Source organism: Blautia sp. AF17-9LB (genome assembly GCF_003479185.1).
In the GTDB taxonomy this organism is placed as follows: Bacteria; Bacillota; Clostridia; order Lachnospirales; family Lachnospiraceae; genus Fusicatenibacter; species Fusicatenibacter saccharivorans.
Genome location: NZ_QUGU01000007.1, coordinates 128,685 through 152,076, shown reverse-complemented (window position 1 = coordinate 152,076; position 23,392 = coordinate 128,685). Strand labels below are relative to the sequence as shown.

Annotated in this window: 25 protein-coding genes; 4 read left to right on the top strand and 21 right to left on the bottom strand. The window is 51.9% G+C overall.

The window, feature by feature from the left end:
• Positions 1 to 12: 12 nt before the first annotated feature.
• The 7 genes from DWX00_RS09465 to DWX00_RS09435 form a co-directional block, all read right to left on the bottom strand.
• Positions 13 to 1,494, bottom strand: coding sequence for a SpoIIE family protein phosphatase (locus tag DWX00_RS09465; protein ID WP_055218705.1), 1,482 nt, complete (start codon positions 1,492 to 1,494; stop codon positions 13 to 15).
• A gap of 74 nt (positions 1,495 to 1,568) precedes the next feature.
• Positions 1,569 to 1,898 (bottom strand): FtsB family cell division protein, encoded by a 330-nt coding sequence (locus DWX00_RS09460; protein ID WP_022462107.1) that lies wholly within the window; start codon positions 1,896 to 1,898, stop codon positions 1,569 to 1,571.
• A gap of 100 nt (positions 1,899 to 1,998) precedes the next feature.
• Entirely contained in the window at positions 1,999 to 2,406 is a 408-nt protein-coding gene (yabQ, locus tag DWX00_RS09455; RefSeq protein WP_118595109.1) for a spore cortex biosynthesis protein YabQ, read from the bottom strand.
• A 2-nt stretch (positions 2,407 to 2,408) separates the two neighbouring features.
• Complete coding sequence (gene yabP, locus DWX00_RS09450; protein ID WP_022462105.1) at positions 2,409 to 2,687, bottom strand: sporulation protein YabP; 279 nt, start codon at positions 2,685 to 2,687, stop codon at positions 2,409 to 2,411.
• Positions 2,688 to 2,774: 87 nt separating this feature from the next.
• On the bottom strand, positions 2,775 to 3,014 hold the full coding sequence (locus tag DWX00_RS09445; RefSeq protein ID WP_022462104.1) for an RNA-binding S4 domain-containing protein: 240 nt from the start codon (positions 3,012 to 3,014) through the stop codon (positions 2,775 to 2,777).
• A gap of 10 nt (positions 3,015 to 3,024) precedes the next feature.
• Entirely contained in the window at positions 3,025 to 3,297 is a 273-nt protein-coding gene (locus DWX00_RS09440) for an HU family DNA-binding protein (RefSeq protein WP_022462103.1), read from the bottom strand.
• Between the two features lie 241 nt (positions 3,298 to 3,538).
• A complete protein-coding gene (locus tag DWX00_RS09435) occupies positions 3,539 to 4,516 on the bottom strand; it encodes a CotS family spore coat protein (protein ID WP_118595108.1) in 978 nt (325 codons plus the stop codon).
• 248 nt (positions 4,517 to 4,764) lie between these two features.
• On the opposite strand from DWX00_RS09435, the gene DWX00_RS09430 reads away from it, so the two are divergent.
• Entirely contained in the window at positions 4,765 to 6,630 is a 1,866-nt protein-coding gene (locus DWX00_RS09430) for a beta-N-acetylhexosaminidase (RefSeq protein WP_118595107.1), read from the top strand.
• 74 nt (positions 6,631 to 6,704) lie between these two features.
• On the opposite strand, the gene DWX00_RS09425 is transcribed toward DWX00_RS09430, so the two are convergent.
• On the bottom strand, positions 6,705 to 8,033 hold the full coding sequence (locus DWX00_RS09425; protein ID WP_118595106.1) for a CCA tRNA nucleotidyltransferase: 1,329 nt from the start codon (positions 8,031 to 8,033) through the stop codon (positions 6,705 to 6,707).
• A 141-nt stretch (positions 8,034 to 8,174) separates the two neighbouring features.
• On the opposite strand from DWX00_RS09425, the gene DWX00_RS09420 reads away from it, so the two are divergent.
• Complete coding sequence (locus tag DWX00_RS09420; RefSeq protein WP_158578793.1) at positions 8,175 to 9,584, top strand: AI-2E family transporter; 1,410 nt, start codon at positions 8,175 to 8,177, stop codon at positions 9,582 to 9,584.
• A 75-nt stretch (positions 9,585 to 9,659) separates the two neighbouring features.
• Here the strand turns inward: DWX00_RS09420 and DWX00_RS09415 are convergent, their stop codons facing one another.
• The 9 genes from DWX00_RS09415 to DWX00_RS09375 all read right to left on the bottom strand — a co-directional run bounded on the left by DWX00_RS09415 (position 9,660) and on the right by DWX00_RS09375 (position 17,912).
• Positions 9,660 to 11,129: a glycoside hydrolase family 30 protein gene (locus DWX00_RS09415; protein ID WP_118595104.1), complete on the bottom strand. Its 1,470-nt coding sequence runs from the start codon at positions 11,127 to 11,129 to the stop codon at positions 9,660 to 9,662.
• Between the two features lie 113 nt (positions 11,130 to 11,242).
• Positions 11,243 to 12,142 (bottom strand): AraC family transcriptional regulator, encoded by a 900-nt coding sequence (locus tag DWX00_RS09410; RefSeq protein ID WP_118595103.1) that lies wholly within the window; start codon positions 12,140 to 12,142, stop codon positions 11,243 to 11,245.
• Between the two features lie 94 nt (positions 12,143 to 12,236).
• A complete protein-coding gene (locus DWX00_RS09405) occupies positions 12,237 to 12,725 on the bottom strand; it encodes a deoxycytidylate deaminase (protein WP_022462096.1) in 489 nt (162 codons plus the stop codon).
• A gap of 43 nt (positions 12,726 to 12,768) precedes the next feature.
• A complete protein-coding gene (gene upp / locus DWX00_RS09400; protein WP_022462095.1) occupies positions 12,769 to 13,398 on the bottom strand; it encodes a uracil phosphoribosyltransferase in 630 nt (209 codons plus the stop codon).
• A gap of 29 nt (positions 13,399 to 13,427) precedes the next feature.
• Positions 13,428 to 13,871, bottom strand: coding sequence for a ribose 5-phosphate isomerase B (gene rpiB, locus DWX00_RS09395; protein ID WP_055218692.1), 444 nt, complete (start codon positions 13,869 to 13,871; stop codon positions 13,428 to 13,430).
• Positions 13,868 to 14,326, bottom strand: coding sequence for an arsenate reductase/protein-tyrosine-phosphatase family protein (locus DWX00_RS09390; protein ID WP_055218690.1), 459 nt, complete (start codon positions 14,324 to 14,326; stop codon positions 13,868 to 13,870). Before DWX00_RS09390 ends, rpiB begins: the two co-directional genes overlap by 4 nt.
• Positions 14,327 to 14,328: 2 nt before the next feature.
• Positions 14,329 to 15,378 carry an L-threonylcarbamoyladenylate synthase gene (locus DWX00_RS09385; RefSeq protein WP_118595102.1) on the bottom strand — a complete coding sequence of 350 codons (1,050 nt, stop codon included), beginning with the start codon at positions 15,376 to 15,378 and terminating at the stop codon, positions 14,329 to 14,331.
• Positions 15,379 to 15,478: 100 nt separating this feature from the next.
• Entirely contained in the window at positions 15,479 to 17,428 is a 1,950-nt protein-coding gene (locus DWX00_RS09380) for a fructose-1,6-bisphosphatase (protein WP_117509472.1), read from the bottom strand.
• 28 nt (positions 17,429 to 17,456) lie between these two features.
• Entirely contained in the window at positions 17,457 to 17,912 is a 456-nt protein-coding gene (locus DWX00_RS09375; RefSeq protein WP_158554976.1) for a putative ABC transporter permease, read from the bottom strand.
• Positions 17,913 to 18,062: 150 nt separating this feature from the next.
• Between DWX00_RS09375 and DWX00_RS09370 the strand changes: the two genes are divergently transcribed.
• Both DWX00_RS09370 and DWX00_RS09365 read left to right on the top strand, forming a co-directional pair.
• Positions 18,063 to 18,290, top strand: a complete 228-nt coding sequence (locus DWX00_RS09370) for a hypothetical protein (RefSeq protein ID WP_117509474.1) — start codon at positions 18,063 to 18,065, stop codon at positions 18,288 to 18,290.
• Between the two features lie 45 nt (positions 18,291 to 18,335).
• A complete protein-coding gene (locus tag DWX00_RS09365) occupies positions 18,336 to 18,653 on the top strand; it encodes a hypothetical protein (RefSeq protein WP_226906320.1) in 318 nt (105 codons plus the stop codon).
• Between the two features lie 95 nt (positions 18,654 to 18,748).
• On the opposite strand, the gene DWX00_RS09360 is transcribed toward DWX00_RS09365, so the two are convergent.
• From DWX00_RS09360 to DWX00_RS09340, 4 genes are all read right to left on the bottom strand, one after another.
• Positions 18,749 to 19,969: an ATP-binding protein gene (locus DWX00_RS09360; protein ID WP_117509475.1), complete on the bottom strand. Its 1,221-nt coding sequence runs from the start codon at positions 19,967 to 19,969 to the stop codon at positions 18,749 to 18,751.
• On the bottom strand, positions 19,966 to 20,913 hold the full coding sequence (locus DWX00_RS09355) for a glycosyltransferase family 2 protein (RefSeq protein WP_117509476.1): 948 nt from the start codon (positions 20,911 to 20,913) through the stop codon (positions 19,966 to 19,968). The genes DWX00_RS09360 and DWX00_RS09355 overlap by 4 nt, the downstream gene beginning before the upstream one ends.
• A complete protein-coding gene (locus tag DWX00_RS09350; RefSeq protein ID WP_055218684.1) occupies positions 20,910 to 21,884 on the bottom strand; it encodes a 1-aminocyclopropane-1-carboxylate deaminase/D-cysteine desulfhydrase in 975 nt (324 codons plus the stop codon). The genes DWX00_RS09355 and DWX00_RS09350 overlap by 4 nt, the downstream gene beginning before the upstream one ends.
• Positions 21,885 to 22,243: 359 nt before the next feature.
• Positions 22,244 to 23,362 (bottom strand): M20/M25/M40 family metallo-hydrolase, encoded by a 1,119-nt coding sequence (locus DWX00_RS09340; RefSeq protein ID WP_179964632.1) that lies wholly within the window; start codon positions 23,360 to 23,362, stop codon positions 22,244 to 22,246.
• Between the last annotated feature and the right edge of the window lie 30 nt (positions 23,363 to 23,392).

The window sequence follows — 23,392 nt, the reverse complement described above, 5'->3', positions numbered from 1 at the left end:
TCGTTTTTACTCCTATTTTTTCCAGATTCTGGCGACCAGAACCGTCATATCATCCCGTGCGCGGCAGCCGCCGAGGCGCAGCACGCGTTCCAAAAGCTCCCGGGCAAATTCCCGCGGCTCGCTGTTTTTCACTTCGAGAAGAAGCTGCTTCATCTGCTCCGTCCTGTCCCCGGGCAGCGCGTCCAGCACTCCGTCCGTCATCATCACAAGGTAATCACCGTCGTACAGCTTTTTCGTTGTGGTATCAAAATCCGTCTGGGAAACGAGACCTGCGGCAAGACTGGTCGACTCCACAACCTCCACCCACGTATCCCGCCTAAGGAACGTCGGCGATGCACCTCCTTTCAAAAAGCTGCAGACGCCTGTGTAGAGATTAATCGAAGCAACATCAAACGTGGAAAACATCCCTTCCTTTGGCTGCAGCAGAAGCATCGAATTGATCATCCGTGCCGCCATGATCCGCGGGAATCCGGCGCGCAGGAACTGTTCAAACAGCTCCACCACCGTCTCGCTCTCCCTGTTTGCCTCGATCCCGGAACCCATGCCGTCCGACAGGCAGAGGACAAACTGGCCGTTTTCGCAGAGCACACTGTAATTGTCCCCGGAGATACTCTCCTGCTCCTTGGTGATGCGTCCCACACCGTAGAGAACCTGGAATTTCACATCCTCCTGAAACAGCACCGTCTGGTATTCTCCGCTTAAGACCTGTGCCCCGTCGCGTACCGCAACCATCGGGATTCCGCACAGGGAACCGATCAGTTCCGCCGTCTGGCGAAGCGTGATCCGGCAGTGACGGCCCGCTTTGACCGTCATATAGATCTGTAAATGCTCTTTCGGCCGCTCCTGGAGCCAGATTTTCTGGACGAAAGCCCCGTTTTTCTTCATCTGGCGGCAGATTTTTTCCGAGAGCTCGTCCGGCAGACTATTGAGGCTGTACAGATCACACGCGGCGCGGTCCATAATCCCGGCGACTTCACTTAACTGTTCTGCCACCACGCGGCGGCTCTCCGCCACACGCCCCGACCAGAGCGCCGTCTGGCGTTCCTGCTGGTAGCGGTTCCAGAACAGTTCCAGAAAGCGGGAGCCGTTCAGGCAGGAGGCGTTCCATTCGCCTTTTGCACGGCTGATCTCGTCCTCATCCCCGTCGGCGATTGTCTGAAGAAGTTCCTGGCACCGCTCGCGCGTCAGGTTTCCGTACTGCTCCCAGCACCACGACGCCTTCGCACAGCGGCTACAGACTTCCTGCTGTTCTTTTTCCAGAATCTTGTCCACCCGGCCCGTCTCCGGCATCACACTTTTTGACGGCATCTGGTAAAAGCTCTCTGCCAGAACGCGGAACGAATCGGCGTAGTGCTCCATCTGCAGTTTCTGCGGATGATTGTCATAGACGGCCGCTTCCCGGCGGCTTCTTCTGGCTTCCAAAAAAATTTTAGCCATGTCCCCTGCTGACAGCAATGCGCCGATCAGGAACATGGCAATGATCCACTCCGGCATGTTCCGCTCCTCCTCTCTTTGTTCTGGACTTCAAAGGGGACTGCGAAATCATGCCCTTTCTTTATCTGTTTTGTTTATTTCGACTGGGATTCTTTAAATAAAATCTCATTATCCTTTACCATGCCAAGTTTTTCTCTTGCCGTTTTTTCTATGTACTCATCGGTCTGCATGTATTCTTTCAAGGCGGTAATATCATCGGTGCGCTGCTTCTCCTCTTCAATCTGGCTGTCCAGACTGGAAAGACGGGATGCATTTGCATTGACCTTCTGCTGAAGGCTGATTCCCTTTACGGTAAGGACTGCAACCAGGCAGCACAGGACTACGGTAATTGAGAACTCTGTTGTACGGCTCTTCTTTCTGACTTTTTTCTTTCGGCCAGAATTCTTTTCTTCCCTTTCTTTCATTCTTTTCTTTACCCTTGCTTTCTATTTTCCAACCGTCTGCAGCCAAACTATCTGTTGTTTTTCGTCCGCAGACTTGTTTCTTTTGTTCTTACATGTGTAGTTACATCTTACCGTTCTTCCCATGAAATTTCAACCTTTTTCTCCGTTTTTTCATACTTTTTACCAGCCATTTTCCTGGAAAAGCGAGGATTCGCCCTGCTTTTTTGATTCCCTTTGCCAGAAATTCCGGAAGAAAGCGTCCAAACGATGCGTGGTACAATGCAGCGCCCCCAAGGATGCCGCCAAACAGATACCCGCGGAGAATGCCGCTGTTCTCTCCGTAAATCCGTACAAACAGATACAGCGCTGCCGCAATCCAGTAGCAGAGGTCCTCTGCTGATACCGCCGCATGGCTGTGGCGGATCAGTTTCCGCGCTGTCTTGATCAGATCGTACCAGAACCCCAGGACTGCCCCCTGCCAGATGGAACAGGCGAGCAGAATCAGCTCCCGGGTGACATACTCACTCATTTTTACCGGAACAGCCGCGCAAGCGCAGACCCCTTCTTCTGCAGCGGCCCATGTTCCGTATAGACCAGGCTGTCGATGCTGCCTTCGATATCCGCCTCTCCCTTTTCCAGCTCCAGGCGGCCCACATGCAGCTCTTTTCCGCGGATGGTAAGAACACCGCAGACGGTCACGAGCAGAACTTCGTTCTCATCAAAGCTTTTCACATCCTGCACGCCGCCAAGAGAAAGTGTTTTCCGCTGTTCCAGCAAAAGGCGGTGCACCTGTTCGTTCATCTCCCCCATGCAAAAAACCTCCATACAATGGTCTATACACCCATTATATGAAGGTTTTCTCTTTTTATTCGCTGCACATGAATCCTGCCGCACTTCTTATAAGTAGCGGTAAAGCTCCTGTGCTTCTTCTTTTTTCACGGTTTCCTGCACATTCAGCACTTCTACCCTGACGGATTTACTTCCGAACTGAATTTCCAGTACATCTCCTGCCTTGACCTGTGCGGATGCTTTTGCCGGTCTGTCATTGACGAGGACACGGCCTGCATCACAGGCTTCATTGGCTACGGTACGCCGCTTGATCAGTCGTGATACTTTTAAAAATTTATCTAAGCGCATAGATTTTTACTTAGTTCATCATGTCCTTTAAAGCTTTTCCTGCTTTGAATTTCGGAGTTTTGGAAGCTTTGATTTCCATGGTCTCGCCAGTCTGCGGATTTCTTCCTTCTCTTGCTGCTCTTTCGGATACTTCGAAGGTACCAAAGCCTACCAGCTGAACTTTCTCACCTTTCTTTAATTCTTCAGATACTACATCGATAAATGCTTTTAAAGCAGCCTCTGCATCTTTTTTGGATAAATTTGTCTGCTCAGCCATAGCTGCAACTAATTCTGTTTTGTTCATGAGTTTTACTCCTCCTGTATCTTACATTTGTTTTTTACATGGTACGCGGGCCCGCTGATACACACGACCTGCCCTGCCGGCTGTTTTTCTTCCGGATGATCAGTCTGTTACGTTGACCGGCTTTTTCGCGTAGCTGTATATATTTATATACTAATGCGTCTCTCTTGTCAAGAAAAAAGTCCCCCATACCAGCGGTTTTATGGCGATTTCTGCCCAAAACAGACTCTTTTCCACCGCACGGCTAAAAGAAGGATCCCTTAACAAACCGCAGCCAGTCTGCCTGCTGCGCATTGAGTGTTTTTAGTTTCTCCGTATTCCGCCCGGATATCCACGATTTTCTGCTTCCGTAGTAGCGGTTTGCCAGTTTCCAGTATTTCCACGGATAGGAAAGATAGAGGCGGAGTGTCTCGATTTCCCCCTCATCGAGCGGCCGTCTGGCGCTGTAGGCGTTTAAAATCCGTTCTGCCGCGCGCTCGCTCCAGCCGTGTTTTTCCAGAATTTTCCGCATAAAATAGCCAAGATCTGCCACCTGGAGATCGAAGTTCCACTTGTCGAAATTGACCGCCGTTTCGCCTCTGCCGTTTTCCAGCAGAATATTGTGCTGGCTGAATTCCCCGTGGCAGACGGCGCCTTCTTCGTCCGCCCGCTGCCGCAGTTTTTCATAGGAAGAAGCTTTCATTTCCGCGGCCGCCCGCTCTCCCTGTTCCAGATACGGACCGGCGCTTGCCAGCAGCAGTTTTTCGAACTCATTTTTCTTCTTTTTTGTCTGCAAATACTTTCGGATCTTTCGAATTTCCACATTGTGGCGGATGCACTCCTCCACGATGGATTCCCTCCGGTATTCCATTTTCACCGGCAGATGAGCTGCCGTATGTAGCCGCGCCAGCGCGTCCGAGGCGCGGATAAGATCCTCACTGTTTCCCGTCTCACATTCCCGGCCCGGGTACCAGTTCCGCACAATGTACGTTCCTCCGTCGTCCCCGCGCGTTGCAAGCGCTCCATCTTCGTTCCGCAGAATCTGATCGCACCGCAGGAGCCCCGACTCCGTGATGCGGCACTGTAGAAGATACCGCTGCTCCAGTTTTTCTGCCGCCGTCCCGAACTCGCTGATCAGCTTATCCCCCTGTTCGGTGTGGCACAATAAAGCGCCCCGCACCCGCATTGTGCCGGAAGCCGTAAGACCGTAATGGGACAGCACACTCAATCCATAATCATACAAGAGCCTGACTCCTTTCCCTGTTGTGATCGTTTTTGGGGTCACGATTCAATGTATGCGTATCCGCCCTGTGCCATGCATACTGGTTTCTGTTTTTTCTTTCATCCCAAAAGCAATGTTGAAAGTGTTTTCTTTTTCTCTTATTTTATTGTTTTTAATTTCACCGCATGGTAAAATATTCCAAACTTGACAGGATGAAAAACACCTGTTATGGGGTTCTCTAAAATCATTTTATTTTAAGGAGGGTTTTTATGATTTTCTTACCACAGCCATCTTCCCTTTCCTACGGAGAGGGCACCTTTACAATTCACTATGACAGCCGCATTTTTCTCGATTCCGAGAGCCCGGCTGAGCTTTTTTCTGCCGCACAGCTTCTGCAGCAGGAGATTGAGACACAGACGGGATTCCGTCCTGCCATCTGCCGCCGTCATCAGCCGGTGGGATCACACCTGATCTATCTGACTGCCTCTCCGGAATTATCCCGTGAGGCTTATACCCTCGCTGTCACACCGGAAAACATCACGATCTGCGGATCTCTGGAAAGCGGCGTTCTCTACGGCGTGCAGACACTCCGTCAGATGATCCGCCAGGCAGGTGCTGTTCTTCCAACCGTCCTGATCTCCGACAAACCGGCCATGGAAAACCGCGGCTTCTACCACGATGCGACCCGCGGACGTGTTCCGACGCTTTCCTATCTGAAACAGCTTGCCGACACCTTGAGCTTCTATAAAATCAATCAGCTTCAGCTCTACATCGAGCACAGCTATCTCTTCGACGATCTGACCGAGATGTGGCGCGACGATACGCCGCTCACTGCAGAGGACATCCTCGAGCTGGACCGTTACTGCAAGGGACTTGGCATTGATCTCGTTCCGTCGCTTGCAAGCTTCGGCCATCTGTACAAGCTGCTCTGCACGAAATCGTATGCACATCTGTGCGAACTGGAAGGCTCTGCTTCGGCTCCGTTCTCCTTCTATGACCGCCAGGCGCACCATACGCTCGATATCACAAACCCGGAGAGCCTCTCCCTTGCCAAACACATTCTTTCCGAATATATGCAGCTCTTCTCCTCGAAGTATTTCAATCTCTGCGCGGATGAAACGTTTGACCTTGGAAAAGGGGCTTCCCGCGCACTCGCCGAGGAAAAGGGAACCACCGTCATCTACACCGAGTTTGTGACAGAGCTTGCCAACTATATCACTGAATCCGGCCGCACGCCGATGTTCTGGAGTGATGTCATCAGCCAGGAGCCGGAAGTTTATCATCTCCTGCCGAAGAACCTGATCTGCCTCCACTGGGATTATGCGTCAAATGTTTCATCGGAGCGTCTGACCCGCCTTGCCAATTCCGGTGCCGAGCATCTGTATGTGTGCCCGGGCGTACAGGGATGGAACCAGCTCATCAACAAGTATCATGAGGCGTATGAAAACATTTCCAGAATGGCGCGCTACGGCCACGAATGCCATGCGATGGGACTTCTGAACACTGACTGGGGCGATTACGGCCACATCAATCACCCGGACTTCTCCCGCATCGGCATGATCTACGGCGCGGCGTTCTCCTGGAATGCAGACATTCTGCCGGAGGAGGAAATCAACCGCCAGATTTCCGTGCTGGAATTTGGTGATGCTTCCGGAAAACTCGTTTCCGTGCTCGATCTTCTCTGCCATCAGGATGCGTATCCGTGGCGCACTGCCGTTATGGTACAGGAAGCACTCGAACTGCATCAGGACAAAGAAGAGGCTGCCGAACTGCTCCGCTCCTGCGCGGAAGGCGATGCGGATGCAGCAAATGCTTCAATCGACGCGCTCTGCGCCGTTCTGTACGAGAAAGCCGGCACCGTCCGCCCGGAGAACCGTCCGATGATCTATGCGTACCTGCTCGCCGCAGACGGCCTGAAAGTGCTGAACCGCCTGCTGCCGTTCCTGCGCGCTTCCCTTCTTTCCGAGGGCACTCTGCCGGAGAAAGAAGACTGTTTTGCACTCGCCGGAGATCTCGAACGGTGGCTGCACAGCTATAAAGAGCTGTGGCGCACCGTCTCCAAGGAGAGCGAACTGTACCGCATTGCCCATGTGTTCTGCTGGTATGCGGATCTGCTGCGTGATCTGAACGTATAAAACCAGCAAAAAACAAAAGAGAGCCGGGGACGGATTGTTCTGTCCCCGGCTCTCTTTTGTTTGCCGTTTTGGCTTTACAGCAGTGTTTTTACGTACTCTGTCAGGTATTCTTTTGTATTCTTCGCCGGATCTTTCATCACTTCTTCCAGCGCCGCGTTCAGGCATTCGCCGATTTTCGGGCCTTTTGGGACACCGAGTTCCATCAGATCTTTGCCGGAAACGGCCAGCATTTTCAACGTAAAGCAGTCGCCGTTATCGAGAATTTCTCTGACGCACTCCCTTACCTTTCCGATCCGTTCCAGGGTTTTCTCCCGCTGGTACAGGCTTTTGGCCATCGTATCGGCTTCCTGCACGATCATCAGTTTTTCGAACAGCTCCGGGCCGAGTTTGTTCAGAATACGGCGGATCACCGGTTTCTCCGGAGCCATGCGGCAGTCATGCCAGCGGATCAATGCTGCGACCTGGCGGATGGTTTCGTTGTCGAATTTCAGACGGCGCAGAATCGCTTTCGCCATTTTCTCCCCCGCCGGTGCGTGGCCTTTAAAATGATCGATGCCAGCCTCATCCGTTGTGCGGCACGCCGGTTTTGCAATGTCGTGGAGCAGCATCGTCCAGCGCAGAATCGGATCTGCCGGAACGTGCTGCAGAGCGGCAATCGTGTGCTCACCGACATTATAGCAGTGGTGCGGATTGTTCTGCGGCGTTTTCATCAGTTCATCAAACTCCGGCAGCACAATTTTTGTAATACCCGCCTCATAGACGGCCTCCATGTACTCCGGCCGCTTCGAGATCAGCAGTTTATTCAGTTCCACACGGATCCGCTCAGCGCTGATTTTTTCAAGCGTCGGCGCGAGTGCTATGATGGCATCCAGTGTTGCCGGATCGAGTTTGAAGCCGAGCTGTGCGGAAAAGCGGAGGGCACGCAGGATCCGCAGTGCATCCTCACTGAACCGCTCGGTCGGATTTCCGACACAGCGGATGACTTTGCGCTGTAAATCCCTGATTCCATCGAACAGATCCACAAGCCCCTCTTCGTTGTTGTATGCCATCGCATTGATCGTAAAATCACGGCGGCGCAGATCCTCGGCGAGGCTGAAGGTAAAGACCACTTCTTTCGGATGGCGGCCGTCCTCATACTCTCCGTCGATGCGGTACGTCGTGACCTCGTGCGCGCCGCTTCCGGCCAGAACTGTTACCGTTCCGTGCTCCAGTCCCGTATCCACGGTGCGGTCAAAAATTTCTTTTACCTGCTGTGGGGAAGCAGAGGTTGTAATATCCCAGTCGTCCGGCTCCCGCGCAAGAATCGTATCGCGCACACAGCCTCCGACCGCGTACGCTTCGAAGCCTTTCGCATGCAGGGAATCGATTACCATATTTACGCTTGGCGGCATTTTTATCTTCAAATTTGTTATCTCCTTTTTCTAAATCTGCTTTTCCAGTATAGCAGTTTCCTTTTTTTACCGCAAGTGTGGTTGCGGTTGTATTTTGGGGATTGCATGTGTATAATAGAGGTTAATAAAATTCGAAAGGGGATTTACATTTTTATGAAACTGGATCGTTACCGAAAATATGTCCGGGCCGGCGTTACTGCCTTTCTGGTACTTGCAGCGTCCATGATTTTTTACTACCTGCTCTTCCACCAGACTTCTGTGCGGACCGCCTTTCACAATGTCCTCAACATTCTCTCCCCCCTGATTGCAGCCCTGATTCTCGCCTATGTGATCAGCCCGATCATTAACTTCATAGAACAGCGGATCATCGCCAGACTCTTTGCCCGGCACGGAAAAACACAGTCGGTACGCTGTAAAAAGCTTGCGCGGGCGCTTTTGATTCTTCTGACGTACGTCTCCATGCTTTTCGCGCTGTACGGACTCATTGCGACCCTGATCCCGGAGCTGTTCTCAAGTATCACAAACATCGTCTCCAACTTCTCCAACTACGCAAACAACATTCAGGATTTTGCCACAAAAGTGCTGGCGAATTACCCGGAGATGCAGCAGACGGCAGACCAGTACATCTCCACGTTCTCCGCAAAGCTTTCCAACTGGCTGACCAATGACCTGATGCCGATGCTCCGTACGTTCCTTCTGAACCTCTCCGGACAGCTCGTCAACATGGTTACGTTTTTCAAAAACATTCTGCTTGGCGCGATCGTTGCGATCTACATGCTGTACAACAAGGAAAGCTACATTGCCAAGCTGAAAAAAGCAGTCTACGCGCTGCTCGGTCTGGATCACGGAAATGCCGTGATCCGCGACTGCCAGTATGTGAACCAGGAATTCAGCGGGTTCCTCGTTGGAAAAGTCATCGATTCGATCATCATCGGTGCCATCTGCTATCTTGTGACGAGCCTGATCGGCACCCCGTACGCACTGCTGGTCAGCGTAATCATCGGTGTGACGAATATCATTCCGTTTTTCGGCCCGTTCCTCGGCGCCGTTCCGTGTCTTCTGCTGATCCTTCTGATCGACCCTCTGCAGGCACTGTATTTCCTGATTTTCGTCGTTCTCCTGCAGCAGTTTGACGGAAACTTCTTAGGACCGAAAATCCTCGGCGAGACGACCGGCGTGTCCAGCTTCCTTATCATCATCTCGATTCTGATCGGCGGCGGCTTCTGGGGTGTCTTTGGCATGATCATCGCCGTTCCGGTCTGTGCCATTATCTGCACGGTCTGCCGCAACTTCGCCAACCGTCGTCTTGAAAAATATCACCTGCCGGATGACGATGCGTTTTACTTCCACATGGACCACATTGATCCGGAAACGAGACAGGCGATCCCATATCAGAAAAAGAAGATCGACGAGGCCGAAGTCTTCCACTTTCCGGGCTACCGGCTGCGCAAAGCGCTGACAAAGCTGACCACGGAAGAGTCTCCGGTTGATGCGCCGTATACACCGGCAAAGCCTTCGACCGAAGAGAAAAACTCAGATTCTTCCGATTCCGATCAAAAATAAATCGTATCTTACAAAAATGCCTTCTGTGCAGACTGTTTCCATTCTGCACAGAAGGCATTTTCTTATTTTTGCTTTTTATTTCTCGATTACAACCGTGCTGAGTGTCTCTGCCGGAAGATCGACACGCATGATATGTCCGTTGACACGCAGGAAGCAGCCGGAATCCTCTTTTGTGCGGTTCAGCAGGATCACAACGTAGCTTCCGTCTGGATTGACTGCGGCCGTTACATCCAGGTTTGCTCCGTATTTGCTCCAGCCGATGCGTTTTGCACCCGGAGCAATATATTTGGAAATGTGGCCGATGTAGTGGTACATGATCGGTTTGCGGTAATGGAAATCATCATCTACAATCAGACCTGAGGTGAATCCCATCGGTACGTGGCGCGGGCCGCCGTCTTTGTCTACGAGGAAGTTCCAGTCGATCCAGCGGTTCATGCCGGCGTTCAGGTTTCCGATCATATCGTGTGCATAATCTGCGGCGTCAAGGTAATCGACGTACTCTGGTGTCTGGAAGTTCACCGGTCCGAAACCACCGTCGCCAAAACCGATTCTGCCCGGCATGTGAATGGCACAGCACTCGGAAAGCATGAAGGTTTTGTCCGGGTATTTCTGTTTCATCAGCTCAACAGCCTCGAAGTGGTCGCCGGAATACCAGTGGAATGCGATACCGGCTACCATGTCCATGGTCTCCTCGTCAAGGACGGTCAGAACGTGCTCGATCATACGCTCTTTGTTGTGATCCCAGATGAAGATGCCGATCTTGTCCGTCAGGCCTGCTTTTTTCATCTCCGGATACAGATAATCTTTCAGGTAGGTTTTGGACTCTTCCGGTGTCCATACGCAGCTGTCCCAGGTGGTAGCCGCTACGGTCTCGTTCTGCAGGCTCAGCATCGTCACCGGGATTCCCTCATCGAGGTATGCCTGCAGATATTTTACGACGTATTTTGCCCAGCTTCCGTAATACTCCGGTTTCAGGCTGCCGCCGTGGTTTCTCTGCGGAATCTCTTCCGGAACCGGCATTCCCATTGCACCGTAAACAGCAGCATCATTCTTTGCGATCTTCGGTGCAGTTTTCCACTGATACGGCGGAGACCACGGGCTCATCAGAACACTGATCGGCTCTGCGGAGATTTCGATGGCTTTTTTCAGCATCGGAAGGACATATTTGCGGTCGCGGTCGATCGAGAAGGTTGCCAGATCCGGGTCTGCGATCGGGTCTGCGACTGCCTGATACTCCTCAAGGGAATAATCACAGCTGTCGATCGGCACGCGGACAAATCTTGCATGAAGGCCGTCCGGTCCGAAAATATCCTGTAATGCCTGATTCTGTGTTTCCTCATCCATACGGGACAGCAGGTATGCGCTGCTCTCGGTCATGGCGCCGCCGAAGCCCTCGATGGTCTGGAACGCAAAGTCCGGATACAGGTTGATGACGTTCGACTCAATCATTTTTACGCTCTTGGACTCGTCTTCCGGTGCCAGCGCTTTTTCCCAGGTTTTTGCTTCCCCTTTTACATGGTACGTTGTAATCTGTTTTGCTTTCATTTTCTACACTCCATTTTTCACATGTTTTGCGGCATTTACTGAAAATCCGCTGTTTCATGCTTCCACTATACCATGCTCTCATCTTCTTGTTTAGTGCCTTTTTCGGCAGAAAATTAGGGCATTTCCGCTTTTCTGATTCTTACCCACTGGCCCATCGGGCGGTCTCCTTTTTCCTTTTCATACCGCTTCTGCATTTCCTTCATGCTGCAGCCGTACCGCTCCTTAAACAGACGCGACACCGACTTGTAGTTTTCGCAGCCGTGTTTCGGCAGAAGTTCCATGATCCGCGCCTCGGGATGCTGCAGGTCGCGGCAGATCCGGTCGAGCCGGATTTCATACAGATACTGGTAGACCGTCAGACCGAGGTACCGTTTCAGAAGCTTCGACAGATAATTCGGCGTATAACCAAAGTGCTCCGCGACCTGCGCCACCGTCAGCTTTTTGGCGTAATGCTCCTCAATATACCGCATGACCTCGCGGATCTGCTGTACGGCCTTCTGATTCTGCGGAATGTGTTCTTTTCCGATCCGCACCGCATAGTCCACCAGTAAGCGGTACAGCGCTTCAAGAAGAAGGCTGTCGAATTTTAACTGATACCCTTCTTTCTGCGCACCGTACACCTCATCCATCTCCCGGAGAACTGCTTTGAATTCTGCAAGTTTTTGTTTTTCCGCCTCACTGGCCGATCTTTCATCCACAACAAAGTAAAGCTGATCGTAATGCTCCATGTACTGCAGCAGCATCTCGTACGGAACCTGCAGGACGATGGCCTGATTCGGATAGGCCGTCACGGCGTGGATCGTGCCGGAGTTGATGACGAGAAGTTCATCTGCCCCGATCTGCCGCTCGCCGCCGTCACCGAAACGCACTTTCAGACGGCCTTCCAGAAGATAAATGATCTCCAGATCGTTGTGCCAGTGCGGCGGGTTGCTGTAGCCGCCGTCGTCGATGCTGTGGAAAAAGCGGATGCCGATATCCCCGTTTGCCGTAATCCATTCGAAATTGCTCTCCATGGTGCCCTCCCGTTTCTTGTCTTTTCGTGTATACAGACGAAGCGCGTCTGAACTTTCTGTTCGTTCAGGCGCGCTCCTTCTATTATCTTTTCTGCTACAGGGACATGGTAATTTCCCGCCCTGTGCGGTGGTATTTCTGAAAAGTGACTCCGGACGCCTTCATCATCCGTTTCGATGCGATCACGGACGGGGTGTCCGCGTACTTGTCGCAGTCGTAGATCACCGTTTTGATTCCCGCCTGGATAATCGCCTTGCAGCACTCGTTGCATGGGAACAATGTCACATACAGCTTGGCTCCCTCGAGGCTTCCACCGCGGTAATTCAGGATGGCGTTCAGTTCACTGTGCGTTGTGTAAAGATACTTGTTTTCCAGCGGATTTTCACTTGTCTTTCCCCACGGGAACTCGTCGTCCGAGCAGCCTCTCGGGAAACCGTTGTATCCCATGGACAGAATCTTGTTGTCCTCGCTCACAATGCAGGCTCCCACCTGTGTGTGCGGATCCTTCGAGCGCATACCGGCAAGCTGGGCAACTGCCATGAAATATTCATCCCAGGAAATATAATCCTCTCGTTTATCGCTCATACCCATTTCCCCTGTGTTTTCTTAACGTACTTTGCTTCCGCTCTTATTTCGTACCGAAGATACGGTCTCCGGCATCGCCGAGGCCTGGTACAATGTAGCCGTGCTCGTTCAGATGGTCATCCAGTGCTCCGACGAAAACATCGACATCCGGGTGAACCTCATGCATTTTCTCGATTCCTTCCGGAGATGCGATGATGCACATGAAGTGGATCTTCTTTGCGCCTTTTTCTTTCAGCATGGTGATGGCTGCCGTTGCAGAACCGCCGGTTGCCAGCATCGGGTCGGTTACAAATACTTCACGGCTTGCGATGTCTGACGGAAGTTTACAGTAATACTCAACCGGTGCCAGGGTTTCCGGATCACGGTACAGACCGATGTGTCCGATTTTTGCTGCCGGAATCATAGCCAGCATACCTTCTACCATACCAAGACCGGCACGGAGGATCGGCACAACTGCCATTTTCTTTCCTTCGAGCTCTTTTACGGTTGTTTTGCAGATCGGGGTTTCAATTTCAACGTCTGTGAGCGGCAGCTCTCTGGTTGCCTCGTAGCACATCAGCATTGCAATCTCGCTGATCATCTCGCGGAACTCCTTGGAGCTTGTGTCTTTCTTTCTGATAATACCGATTTTGTGCTGGATCAGCGGGTGATCCATGATGACTGTTCTTGCCATTTTCCCTTCTCCTTTGTTTTGTTTAAAATTTATTCATTTTCTCCTTCATGCTCAATCAAATGAATCCGGCGTTCGTGACGCTCTTCTCCGGAAAATGGAGTGTTCAGGAAGGTTTCTACGATTTTGATTGCAAGGCCAGGGCCTACAACGCGTCCTCCCATCGCCAGTACGTTGGCATCGTTGTGCAGGCGGGTTGCCTCTGCGCAGAAGCAGTCGGTGCAGAGTGCTGCACGGATTCCTTCCATTTTGTTTGCCGTGATAGAAATGCCGATTCCGGTTCCGCAGATCAGGATTCCCTTATCACACGTTCCGTTCTGGATCGCATGGCCTACTTTTCTGGCGTAAACCGGATAATCAACTGCCTCGTTGCTGTAGCATCCGAAGTCCTGATATTCCAGTCCCTGTTTATCCAGATATGCTTTTACCTCCTGCATCAGCTCATATCCGCCGTGGTCACATCCTAAAGCTATCATTGTTCTTCCTCCTCTTTCAGCCGCGCAAGAACACCTTCAATCAGGAATTCCAGCGCTTCATAACATTTTCCGTATTCGGTAAGCGGTTCCCCGTAAAGGGCGGGGATGTCTCCTGCCAGCCGCAGAAATCCGGCGATCGTCTGCAGATGGGGCGCATCCGGGAAGTCCTCACGGATCTTTTCCCTCTGACTGTCCTCCATCACAAGAAGCAGCGTGTCGTCGTTGATGTCCTCCGCGGTAAGCGGTGTGGTGGTGTGGTCTTTGGCCGAAAGCCCGTTGCGCGCAAGCACTGCCTCTACCTTCTGGTTGACCGGCTGCGGAAACAGAACGACAAGCCCGCGGGAACCAATTTCCATCGGCCACGGAAGCTCTTTGCTCTGCAGAATCGCCTTCGCCATCGGTGCGCGCGCGGTATCGTCCGCGTCCACAAATAAAATCCTGCTGTAATGTTTCACTGTTATACCTCTGCTACTTTGTGGCCTGCGGCTTTTAACAGGCGGTTCATGATCGCCTGCCCCATACGCGGGGTGTCGAAAGCCTCGGAATAAATCACTTCCACGCCGTCCTCATCGAAGTCGCGCAGAATCGCAAACAGGTGATGCGCGATCGTCGCATCTTCGGCGCGCAGCCCGATGCTCTTGATATCTCCTGTGGTGTACTGCTCCCGTGTCTCATCGGTGCAGATTACGCCCACTTTCTTTCCTGCCTTTTCCTGTTCTGCGGCAAGGCGGTTGATTTCCGGTATCACCCGTTCCATCTCGCCCTGGATAATCGTAAGGTCTGCCTTCGGCGCATAATGTTTGTAGCGCATGCCCGGTGCCTTCGGACGCACATGGCTGTCCTCCGCAAGGATTCCCGGATCGACACGCACGGTTCCAAGCACTTTTTCCAGCATCTCTTTGTTGTAATAGCCCGGGCGGAGAATCGTCGGAATCTCCTCTGTAAAATCGACGATGGTGGATTCGAGGCCGATCTCGGCGTCTCCTCCGTCGATGATACAGTCAATTTTGTCCCCAAGGTCCTCGATCACATGCTCGGCTTTCGTCGGGCTCGGCCGGCCTGATGTATTGGCGCTCGGCGCTGCGATGAAGCCGCCTCCGGCTAAGATCAGTGCGTTTGCCACTTTGTTGCTCGGGTAGCGCACGGCTACGGAGGTAAGGCCTCCCGTCGTCTCGAGCGGAACGGCATTTGTTTTCTCAAAAATCATCGTCAGCGGTCCCGGCCAGCATGCAGCTGCCAGTTTGCGTGCACTCTCCGGCACGTTTGCCGCTACGGTTTCGAGGTCCTCCATTCTTCCGATGTGGACGATCAGCGGGTTGTCCGACGGACGGCCCTTTGCCGCATAAATTTTCTCGGAAGCTTTGGCATCCAGCGCATTTCCGCCAAGACCATATACGGTCTCGGTCGGGAATGCCGCCAGACCGCCGTTTTTCAGAATCTCTCCTGCTTTTTCGATCGCGCTCTGATCTATGTTATCTTCTGTCATCCTGGCAATCCATGCCCTCATATGTTTCTTCCTTCTTTCCATCTGTTCCAGCGCACAGTGTTTCCATCTGCGCACACTGTTTTGATTATACCATTTTCCGGCGCAGTTGAAAACCCTTGATTTAAAGAAGCTCTTTTAACTGAGCCGTGCGGTACGCCTCGATCAGTTCCTTTAATTCACGGATGCGCTGCCGGATCTGCCGTCCCTGATCCGTATCGCCGACTAACTGGCGCTTCATGTTGTACCGCACCGCCACCTGGCGGGAGACAATATCCTTCTCCTCCTGGATTGCTTTTTCTGTCGATTCAAACGGCTCGTGCGCGGTGAGGCTGAGGCCGTACGAGTTGTAAATCAGCGTGTAACCCGCGATGCCGGTTTCTTTGTGGTACGCCCTGCAGAAGCCGCCGTCGATGATCAGCACCTTGCCGCCGCATTTGACCGGGCTTTCACCAGCACTCTGGTGTACCGGGACGTGGCCGTTGATAATATGTACATTTTCACCGGCAAGCCCGAACTCCTGTAAGATCCGGTCCGCCGTCTCCTCTTTCTCGATCAGGCGGTAATACGCGTTTTTCACCTCGGTCCAGGTCTCTTTTTCTGCGAGGAAATACCGCTCAAATGTTGTCATCTTGTCGCGGCCGTACAGCGGGGAATTCGGCGCAGTCCACAGATACCACAGCGTATTGCGGCCCTGCTCCCGTTTTTTCGGATCGCGGCTTACAAATGCGCGGCGCACGTTGTGCTCGAGGATATCGTACAGTGCTTTTCCCTTGTATTTCTTTCCGTCGACCTGTACCTCTTTTAAGGTGCCGTCCTCATTCATCGGCATGCAGCCGTGGTACAGCAGATTTCCATTGTAGACGCGGTAGAGGCTTCCTTTTTTGAGCAGGAAATCGACGTGCGCCTGCAGTTTTTCGCTGTTTCGGAAGGCGAAGATCAGCTTATCGAGCACTTCTGCCTCTTTTTCTGTCAGCTCGTCCGGATGCGCCGGGTCGATCGTCGGAAAGCTCTTGTCGCGCAGAGCATATGTTTTCTCCCCAATCGTCACCGTTCCGTTCTGGTAATCGATCTTTTCCAGCAGACGGCGGTTTTCCATGCCGTACTCCGGGTTCTCACGGATCAGACGGTTCTCGAGCTTTAACTGCATTACGGTGATGGCCTTGTGCATGCGGCGCTCCAGCATCTGCTGGGAATTTCCGCTGTCCTCGCCGCCTTTTGCGGCAAAGCATTCGCACGGATCATCGCCGTACGTCTCGAGAGCAAAGGTGGCAAGCGGAAGCATATTGATGCCGTAGCCGTCCTCCAGCACATCGAGATTGCCGTAGTGGAGGCAGATGCGGATCGTGCTGGCCACGCACGCCGGCTGGCCGGTCGCAGCGCCCATCCAGAGCACATCGTGGTTGCCCCACTGGATATCGAGGGAATGGTAATTCATCAGGCAGTCCATGATTTTATACGGCTCCGGACCGCGGTCAAAGATGTCGCCGATGATGTGGAGATGATCAACAACGAGCCGCTGAATCAGCTCTGCCACGGCAATGATGAAGTTCTCGGCGCTTCCGATTTCGAGGATAGTCTGGATGATCGCCTCGTAGTATGCTTCTTTGTCGAGCACCTCCGGCTTTTCGGTGATCAGCTCCTCGATGATATAGCCATAATCCGCCGGCAGGGCTTTCCGCACTTTGGCACGGGTGTATTTGGAAGAAACGATTTTGCAGACGTCGATCAGGCGGTACAGCATGACCTTGTACCAGTCATCGATGTCCTCCTGCTGCTTTTTCTCCATCTCCAGGCGCTCTCTCGGGTAATAGATAAGGGTTGCAAGCGCACGTTTTTCCGAAATGCCGAGCGTGTGGCCGAAGACATCGTCAATCTTCTTTCGCACGGCACCGGAACCGTTGCGGAGTACATGAGAAAAGGCTTCGTATTCGCCATGAATATCCGAAAGGAAATGCTCCGTGCCTTTGGGAAGGTTGATAACGGACTGCAGATTGATGATTTCGGTCGCTGCTTTTTCGATGGTCGGGTACAATTCTGCGAGATATTCCAGATAATTTTTTTCGTTTTCCATGAGGACCTCCTGCCTGGGTTGTTTTTTCTTATTTTATAACGAACTCCCCTTCGGCACAACCCTTTTTCTTCTTTCGATACACCGGGTGCGTCCCCTCATGGAAGATATAATAGCTCACATAGTCCGTAAGAAAAATCCCAACCGCCGAGAGCAGATACCAGATCCCGAAAAAACACGGGCAGATTAATCCTTCGCAGATGGAAAACGGCAGCGTACCATAGTCCCACATGCGGTAATGCAGCACCCTCAGGGAAAACATCCCCGAATACAGTTCAATGGCCGTAATCAGGACGGCGGATACCATCATCTGAAACGCCAGCGGAAAGCGGCGCAGCCCGGCGTCTTCCAGCATTCCGATTCCTGCAAGGGACATTCCTCCGGCAATGCCCATCAGGCGGAAGCTGTAACCCCGGTAGGTGACTTCGATGGCAATATAAATACAGTAGCCCAAAAGAAAAAACAGCAGATACTTCTTCGCTTTCATTCGTTTTTCTCCCATTCTAATTGAGAATCTTTTCTCTTATTCCCAGTATCTCTGTCTTTTCTCTTTTTATCCGCTTGCATTTTTTCTTTTCCATGTTACAATACTTTCATGTTTCGAAAGAAGTTTCGAATAGAAAGGACAGAAAAAAGAATGGCATTTAACCCAATAAAGTTAATGGAATTAAAAAATCTGAGAAACCGTTTCGCCCAAAACCACCCGAAGTTCGTAAAATTCATGAGCGATCTCGCATCCTCGCAGATCGAGGAGGGAACGATTCTCGAAGTCACGGTGAAAAAACCGGACGGCCGAACGATGGTTTCCAATATCAAGGTGACTGCTTCGGATCTTGAAATGCTGCAGGCAATCAAACAGATGTAACATATTTTTCGTGGCAAAAAGCCGCTTTCGACGAGCGGCAGGCTTTTGGACACACGATATTCCTCGAGATACTGCGTCACCGTCTTTCCCGTCATTTTCCGGAAGCGGCGGCAGCAGACCTCGCGGGACAGATGCACCTGCTCACCAAGCTTTTCGAGCGAAATCACGGATTCTTACCATTACTCCGATGCATTCCTGACGATCGAAGCGCCGTTCTACTTCCTGCTCGGCCTTCTCGCCGTCTACCGCACCTCGATTCAGAGTATGCAGAACGGACGCACACCGTTTGCCTGGTTCGGTGCGGTTGCACTGCTGATTCCAGTCTACTATCGGATGATGATGAAGCCTGTAAAAACAGTGTAATCAAAATTGGTCCACCGGATATTGATATGCCTGGCAACGCAAAACCCGGAATCCTTTCGCTCCTCTTCTGAGGTCTTGAAAAGATTCCGGGTTTTTTATTTTGCTGTTTTCTCTTCCCAGATTGTCTCCAGATTTTTTCCATCAATCCAGATACAGCGGTACACCCGCTTCATCTGCTCATCCAGTTCCGCTTCCCGGTCCGTCTTTACAATCACATGGCCGATCCGGTCAGTTCCATCTGCCATGGCAGAAACTTCATGCCCCTCCGGATAATCCAGGACAAGCTCCAGCCCTTCCTGACGCAGACGTTCGACCTGATCCCGGTCGATTTGTGTGATGGTTCCGCTTACCGGACTCAGCAGCAGTTTTGCCATGCACGGGCAGCTTTCCGTCTGCTGAAAATCCGTTTCTTCCCCGAGGGCGCTTTTGATCATCTGCTCATAAAAATCAAATCCGTAATACGTTGAAATCAGTTCCGGAATGCAGGTTGCCCCGGTTCTTCCGCCCATTTCAATGATCCAGACCTTCTCTCCGTCCACAAAGACATCCGCATTGACGGAGCACTGATCGGCACCGGATGCGGTGACGGCCAGCTGCATCTGGCGGGCAATTTCTTCCCGCAGTGCCCCGCTGCATCCATACGGAAATGCGTGGCCGACCGGAACGGTCGTGTGTGCACCGCGGTATACAAATTTCGTGTGCGGTGCCAGAAAGACCAGTTTGTGGTTCTGCACAAATCCATCCACGCCGATTTCCGTTCCGCGGAGGAATTTTTCAACCAGCACATAATCTCTTGCCGAACCGTTTCTCGCATTTTCATACGCTTCTTCGATCTGTCCGGAATGCTCCACCACGGTAATTCCGCGGCTTCCTGAACTGTCCACCCGTTTTACGACAACCGGGTATCCAAGCTGTTCTGCGGCTTTTTGTGCCTCCTCTGCGCTTCTTACCCGCATCCCGTCTGCCGCGGAAACGCCGCCCTGCCGGAATGCGTCTTTCATCTTTGCCTTATCGGTCAGAATTTCCGCCGCCTCATACGGAATGCCGGACAGATGCATCTTTTCACAGACATAGCCGATTGTGCTGACGGCCACATCGGTTCCCGATGTACAGATTCCGTCGATCTGTTCTTTTTCCGCCGCCGCAAGAATCGCTTCTTTATCCCGCGTATTCAGTTCATAAATTTTATCTGCAAGTGCAAAACCCGGATAATCGCCGGGAATACTCACTACGATCGTGTAAAGACCCATTCTGCGTGCAGTCCGGATCAGCGGCACCTGGTAAATACCGGCACCTAAAATCATGATTTTTTTCACTTTTTTTCTTCCTCATCAGATACGTTAATGGTTTCCCGCACAATATACTGCGGCGTGCGGTTCAGAATCAGAATCATCTTTCCGAGGTATTCTCCGATGATGCCGAGCACCATCAGAATCAATCCGGAAAAAACAACGATGGCGCAGATCGTCGAAGACCAGCCAACCATCACGGTCGGATTGATGAGCTTTCGGATGGCAATCATGATGGCTGCCAGAAAACCGCCGGCTGCAGAAACTCCGCCGAGAACGGACGATATGCGAAGCGGAATTACAGAATAGTTCCAGTAGGCAAGCCACAATTTGATCAATTTCTTTAACGTATAGTTGGAAGTTCCCACTGCACGTTTGAAATGCTCCACCTCTACATTTCCGATTTTGTGTGTCGTGCGGTAGAAAATGCCGTCAATATAGGGATTGAAGCTGTCGTATTTTACCACCTCGTCCTTGATCTGGCGGGTAATCATCCAGAAATTGCTGGAAACGATGTCTTTTGGCCGTCCGAGAAGAATCCGGGAGGAAACTTCGTTCAGTTTGCTGGTGACATTTTTCAGGAACGAATTTTTCCGTTTCGGATAGCAGCCGTAAACCAGATCGTATCCTTCTTCCATCTTGTGGATCAGTTTGCTGATCTGGGACGGATGTGTCTGCATGTCATCGTCCATGCCGAGAATAAAATCTCCTTCGGTGTAGTGGAGTGCCGCCATCAGCGCATTGTGCTGGCCGAAATTGCGCAGCAGGTTGATGCCCTTGACATTCTGATACTGCTCACCGAGCTTCTTGATCTCCCCATACGTATTGTCTTTCGGGGAACCGTCGTTCACCAGGACAAATTCGCAGTCATATCCGTCCATTTTCTTGAATTCTTCCATCACCATCTCTACAACTTTCCGGATCGTTGCCTCGGAATTGTAGCATGGGATGACTATTGAAATCAGTTTCATTTTTTTCCTCCATCGGTATCGTTCAGAATGCAGTCATAGAACAGCGGCGTGCCTCCGGTATGGATAAAAAGCACATCGCAGTCCTGTAACTGATGTTCTTCTATGTACTGCTTCATTCCCCAGAATGCCTTTCCGGTGTACGTCGGATCCAGCGGAAGGCCGTTCCGGCAGAACTCTTCCCGGATCACCTGTAAAATCCGCTCATCGTACTGGCCGTATCCGCCCTGGCGGTATCCCATTTCCAGATGAAGTTCACTCTCCCATCCTTCCGGCAGCACGAGATGATTCTTCGCAAAATAATCGGAAATGCCGCTCTCCATGATGCGGATGGCTCGGTCGTACTCGCGGGATGAAATCGAAAGGCCGATGATCTGCTCCGTTCCCTGCTCGAGCAGTTTTCCGCTTACCAGGCCGCACTGGGTCGAGCCGGTTCCGGATGCTGCAAAGATATGAGAAAAAGAAATGTTCTGTTCTTTCTCCCACGCAAGAATCTCGCGGTAGCCGTCCACGTAGGCCTGTACCGGTGTGCCTTCATTGCCCGTTCCGAATTTATCCCCGAAAATATAATATGGGTGATATCCCTCTTCTGTCAAACGGTTCATCGTCTTCTCGACGGTCTGTGCAATCTCTGTTTTTCTGCACGGAATGACTTCGGCTCCGAGCCATTTCATCAGACGGCTGTTGTTGGTTTCGATCGGGTGTTCTTCGTTTTCTTCAGAAGAACAGATCATATAGCATGGAATTTTCTCGGCACAGCACAGATTGGCCAGCACGCGGCAGAGGTTGGATCTGCTGTTTCCGTAGATGATCATGCAGTCTTTGTTTTTCTCCTGCATATCCTGGAAAAAAGCACGTCCGATGCGGACTTTGTTTCCGCCTAAGGAAAACGGAAGAAGATCCTCCCGCTTGCAGTACAGGCGGACGCCTCTGTCGTTTGGAAATTCCAGTTTCTGAATTGGTGTCTGTATCATTGTTTCTCCTCTTTTATTCTTGTTTCAACTCACAGTCGGTATTTTCACGGAGTCTGACATGCCGAAAATAGTTCGACTGTGACTTGCCTCATGTCAGTGGAGGATACCGATTTTTCTCCGCCCGCCACTTCCGTTATGTTTCTTTTAACAATTCATCCCACCGCTTTAGAAGCTGGGGACTTCTTGTCTACTGGTGTTAAATTCCGGCATGTACCGGAAGCTTTTCCCTATTATAGACTATTTTTCTCTGCGTGGCAAGCCGTGCCGGAAACAGGAAAAGCCCGCCGGTTTTTGTTTTCACATCTGCCGGCGGGCTTTGGGGATTTTTTACGTATTCTGTTTTTTCGTCCGGGACCTGTTCAGGCTTCCTGCGGTGCGGCAAGATTGGCCACAATCCGCGCCACCTGGGCTATCTCCGGGATTTTTGTGTACTCGGCGCAGCTGTGTACCTGATTCATCGAGGTTGCGATGACAAGCCCTTCGATGCCGTGCTGTGCAAAGACGTTGTTGTCGCTGCCGCCGAAAGTTTTTTCGAATGCAGCGGTCAGGCCTTCTTCTGCAACGGCGCTCTCGTAATGCCTTGCGGCATCGCTTGTCAGCGGCGTCTCATACGCATGGATATTCAGCTTTTCTTCCCAGACCAGCTTCGCACCAATCTTCTCTGCTTCCTGCTGGAAGGTTCTGTGATATGTTTCCAGAAGCTCCATGGCCGTCTCGTGGTTCAGGCTTCGAATTTCGCCTTCGATCACGCAGCTTTCCGAAACGATGTTGGTACCGGAGCCGCCGCCGATTTTTCCGATGTTGGCAGTGGTGCTTTCATCCACGTGGCCCTGCGGAAGCTGTGCGATTGCGCGGGCGGCCGCCTGGATGCTGTTGATGCCGTCCTCCGGGTGGAAACCGGCGTGGGCGGCTTTTCCCTGGATTTTCGCCGCGAAGGAAACGAGTGTCGGTGCCGCGTAGGCGGCTGCACCGATCGCGCCGCTTAAATCCAGAACGTATGCTTCTTTTGCCTGCACCTGGCTGTAGTTGAAGGCATTTGCGCCTTTGCAGTACAGCTCCTCACCAGTCGAGATCAGGATTTCGATCGGGCGGTGCGGTGTTTTGGTCTCGATGATGTGGCGGACAACTTCATAGATGGCTGTCACACCGGCGAGGTCGTCGGCGCCAAGAACCGTCGTGCCATCGCTCGTTACGGTTCCATCCTCATGGGAGACGGCTTTTTTGCCTTTTGCAGGCTCAACAGTGTCCATGTGGGCCGCAAAGAGAACCGGGGCTCCTGCAAGGCTGCCCGGAATGCGCGCGAACAGATTGCCCGCATTGGAGCCGGTCTGCTCCTGCGTATGATCTTCTGTAAGCGTAACCCCGATTTCGGCGAATTTTATTTTTAAGGTGTCCGCCATCTCGCGCTCCTCTAAGGACGGCGAATTGATAGATACCAGCTCCGCAAAAAAATCAGCAATTCTTTTCTCATCTATCATAATCTTTTCTCCTACTCTTTGGCTGTGTCC

Coding starts and splice junctions, on each gene's coding strand:
- DWX00_RS09445 (WP_022462104.1), bottom strand. CDS start 3,014: ATGCGCTTAGATAAATTTTTAAAAGTATCACGACTGATCAAGCGGCGT.
- DWX00_RS09410 (WP_118595103.1), bottom strand. CDS start 12,142: ATGGAGAGCAATTTCGAATGGATTACGGCAAACGGGGATATCGGCATC.
- DWX00_RS09405 (WP_022462096.1), bottom strand. CDS start 12,725: ATGAGCGATAAACGAGAGGATTATATTTCCTGGGATGAATATTTCATG.
- yabP (WP_022462105.1), bottom strand. CDS start 2,687: ATGGGGGAGATGAACGAACAGGTGCACCGCCTTTTGCTGGAACAGCGG.
- DWX00_RS09460 (WP_022462107.1), bottom strand. CDS start 1,898: ATGAAAGAAAGGGAAGAAAAGAATTCTGGCCGAAAGAAAAAAGTCAGA.
- DWX00_RS09430 (WP_118595107.1), top strand. CDS start 4,765: ATGATTTTCTTACCACAGCCATCTTCCCTTTCCTACGGAGAGGGCACC.
- DWX00_RS09370 (WP_117509474.1), top strand. CDS start 18,063: ATGGCATTTAACCCAATAAAGTTAATGGAATTAAAAAATCTGAGAAAC.
- DWX00_RS09420 (WP_158578793.1), top strand. CDS start 8,175: ATGAAACTGGATCGTTACCGAAAATATGTCCGGGCCGGCGTTACTGCC.
- rpiB (WP_055218692.1), bottom strand. CDS start 13,871: ATGATAGCTTTAGGATGTGACCACGGCGGATATGAGCTGATGCAGGAG.
- upp (WP_022462095.1), bottom strand. CDS start 13,398: ATGGCAAGAACAGTCATCATGGATCACCCGCTGATCCAGCACAAAATC.
- DWX00_RS09355 (WP_117509476.1), bottom strand. CDS start 20,913: ATGAAACTGATTTCAATAGTCATCCCATGCTACAATTCCGAGGCAACG.
- yabQ (WP_118595109.1), bottom strand. CDS start 2,406: ATGAGTGAGTATGTCACCCGGGAGCTGATTCTGCTCGCCTGTTCCATC.
- DWX00_RS09385 (WP_118595102.1), bottom strand. CDS start 15,378: ATGAGGGCATGGATTGCCAGGATGACAGAAGATAACATAGATCAGAGC.
- DWX00_RS09375 (WP_158554976.1), bottom strand. CDS start 17,912: ATGAAAGCGAAGAAGTATCTGCTGTTTTTTCTTTTGGGCTACTGTATT.
- DWX00_RS09465 (WP_055218705.1), bottom strand. CDS start 1,494: ATGCCGGAGTGGATCATTGCCATGTTCCTGATCGGCGCATTGCTGTCA.
- DWX00_RS09340 (WP_179964632.1), bottom strand. CDS start 23,362: ATGATAGATGAGAAAAGAATTGCTGATTTTTTTGCGGAGCTGGTATCT.
- DWX00_RS09440 (WP_022462103.1), bottom strand. CDS start 3,297: ATGAACAAAACAGAATTAGTTGCAGCTATGGCTGAGCAGACAAATTTA.
- DWX00_RS09415 (WP_118595104.1), bottom strand. CDS start 11,129: ATGAAAGCAAAACAGATTACAACGTACCATGTAAAAGGGGAAGCAAAA.
- DWX00_RS09380 (WP_117509472.1), bottom strand. CDS start 17,428: ATGGAAAACGAAAAAAATTATCTGGAATATCTCGCAGAATTGTACCCG.
- DWX00_RS09350 (WP_055218684.1), bottom strand. CDS start 21,884: ATGATACAGACACCAATTCAGAAACTGGAATTTCCAAACGACAGAGGC.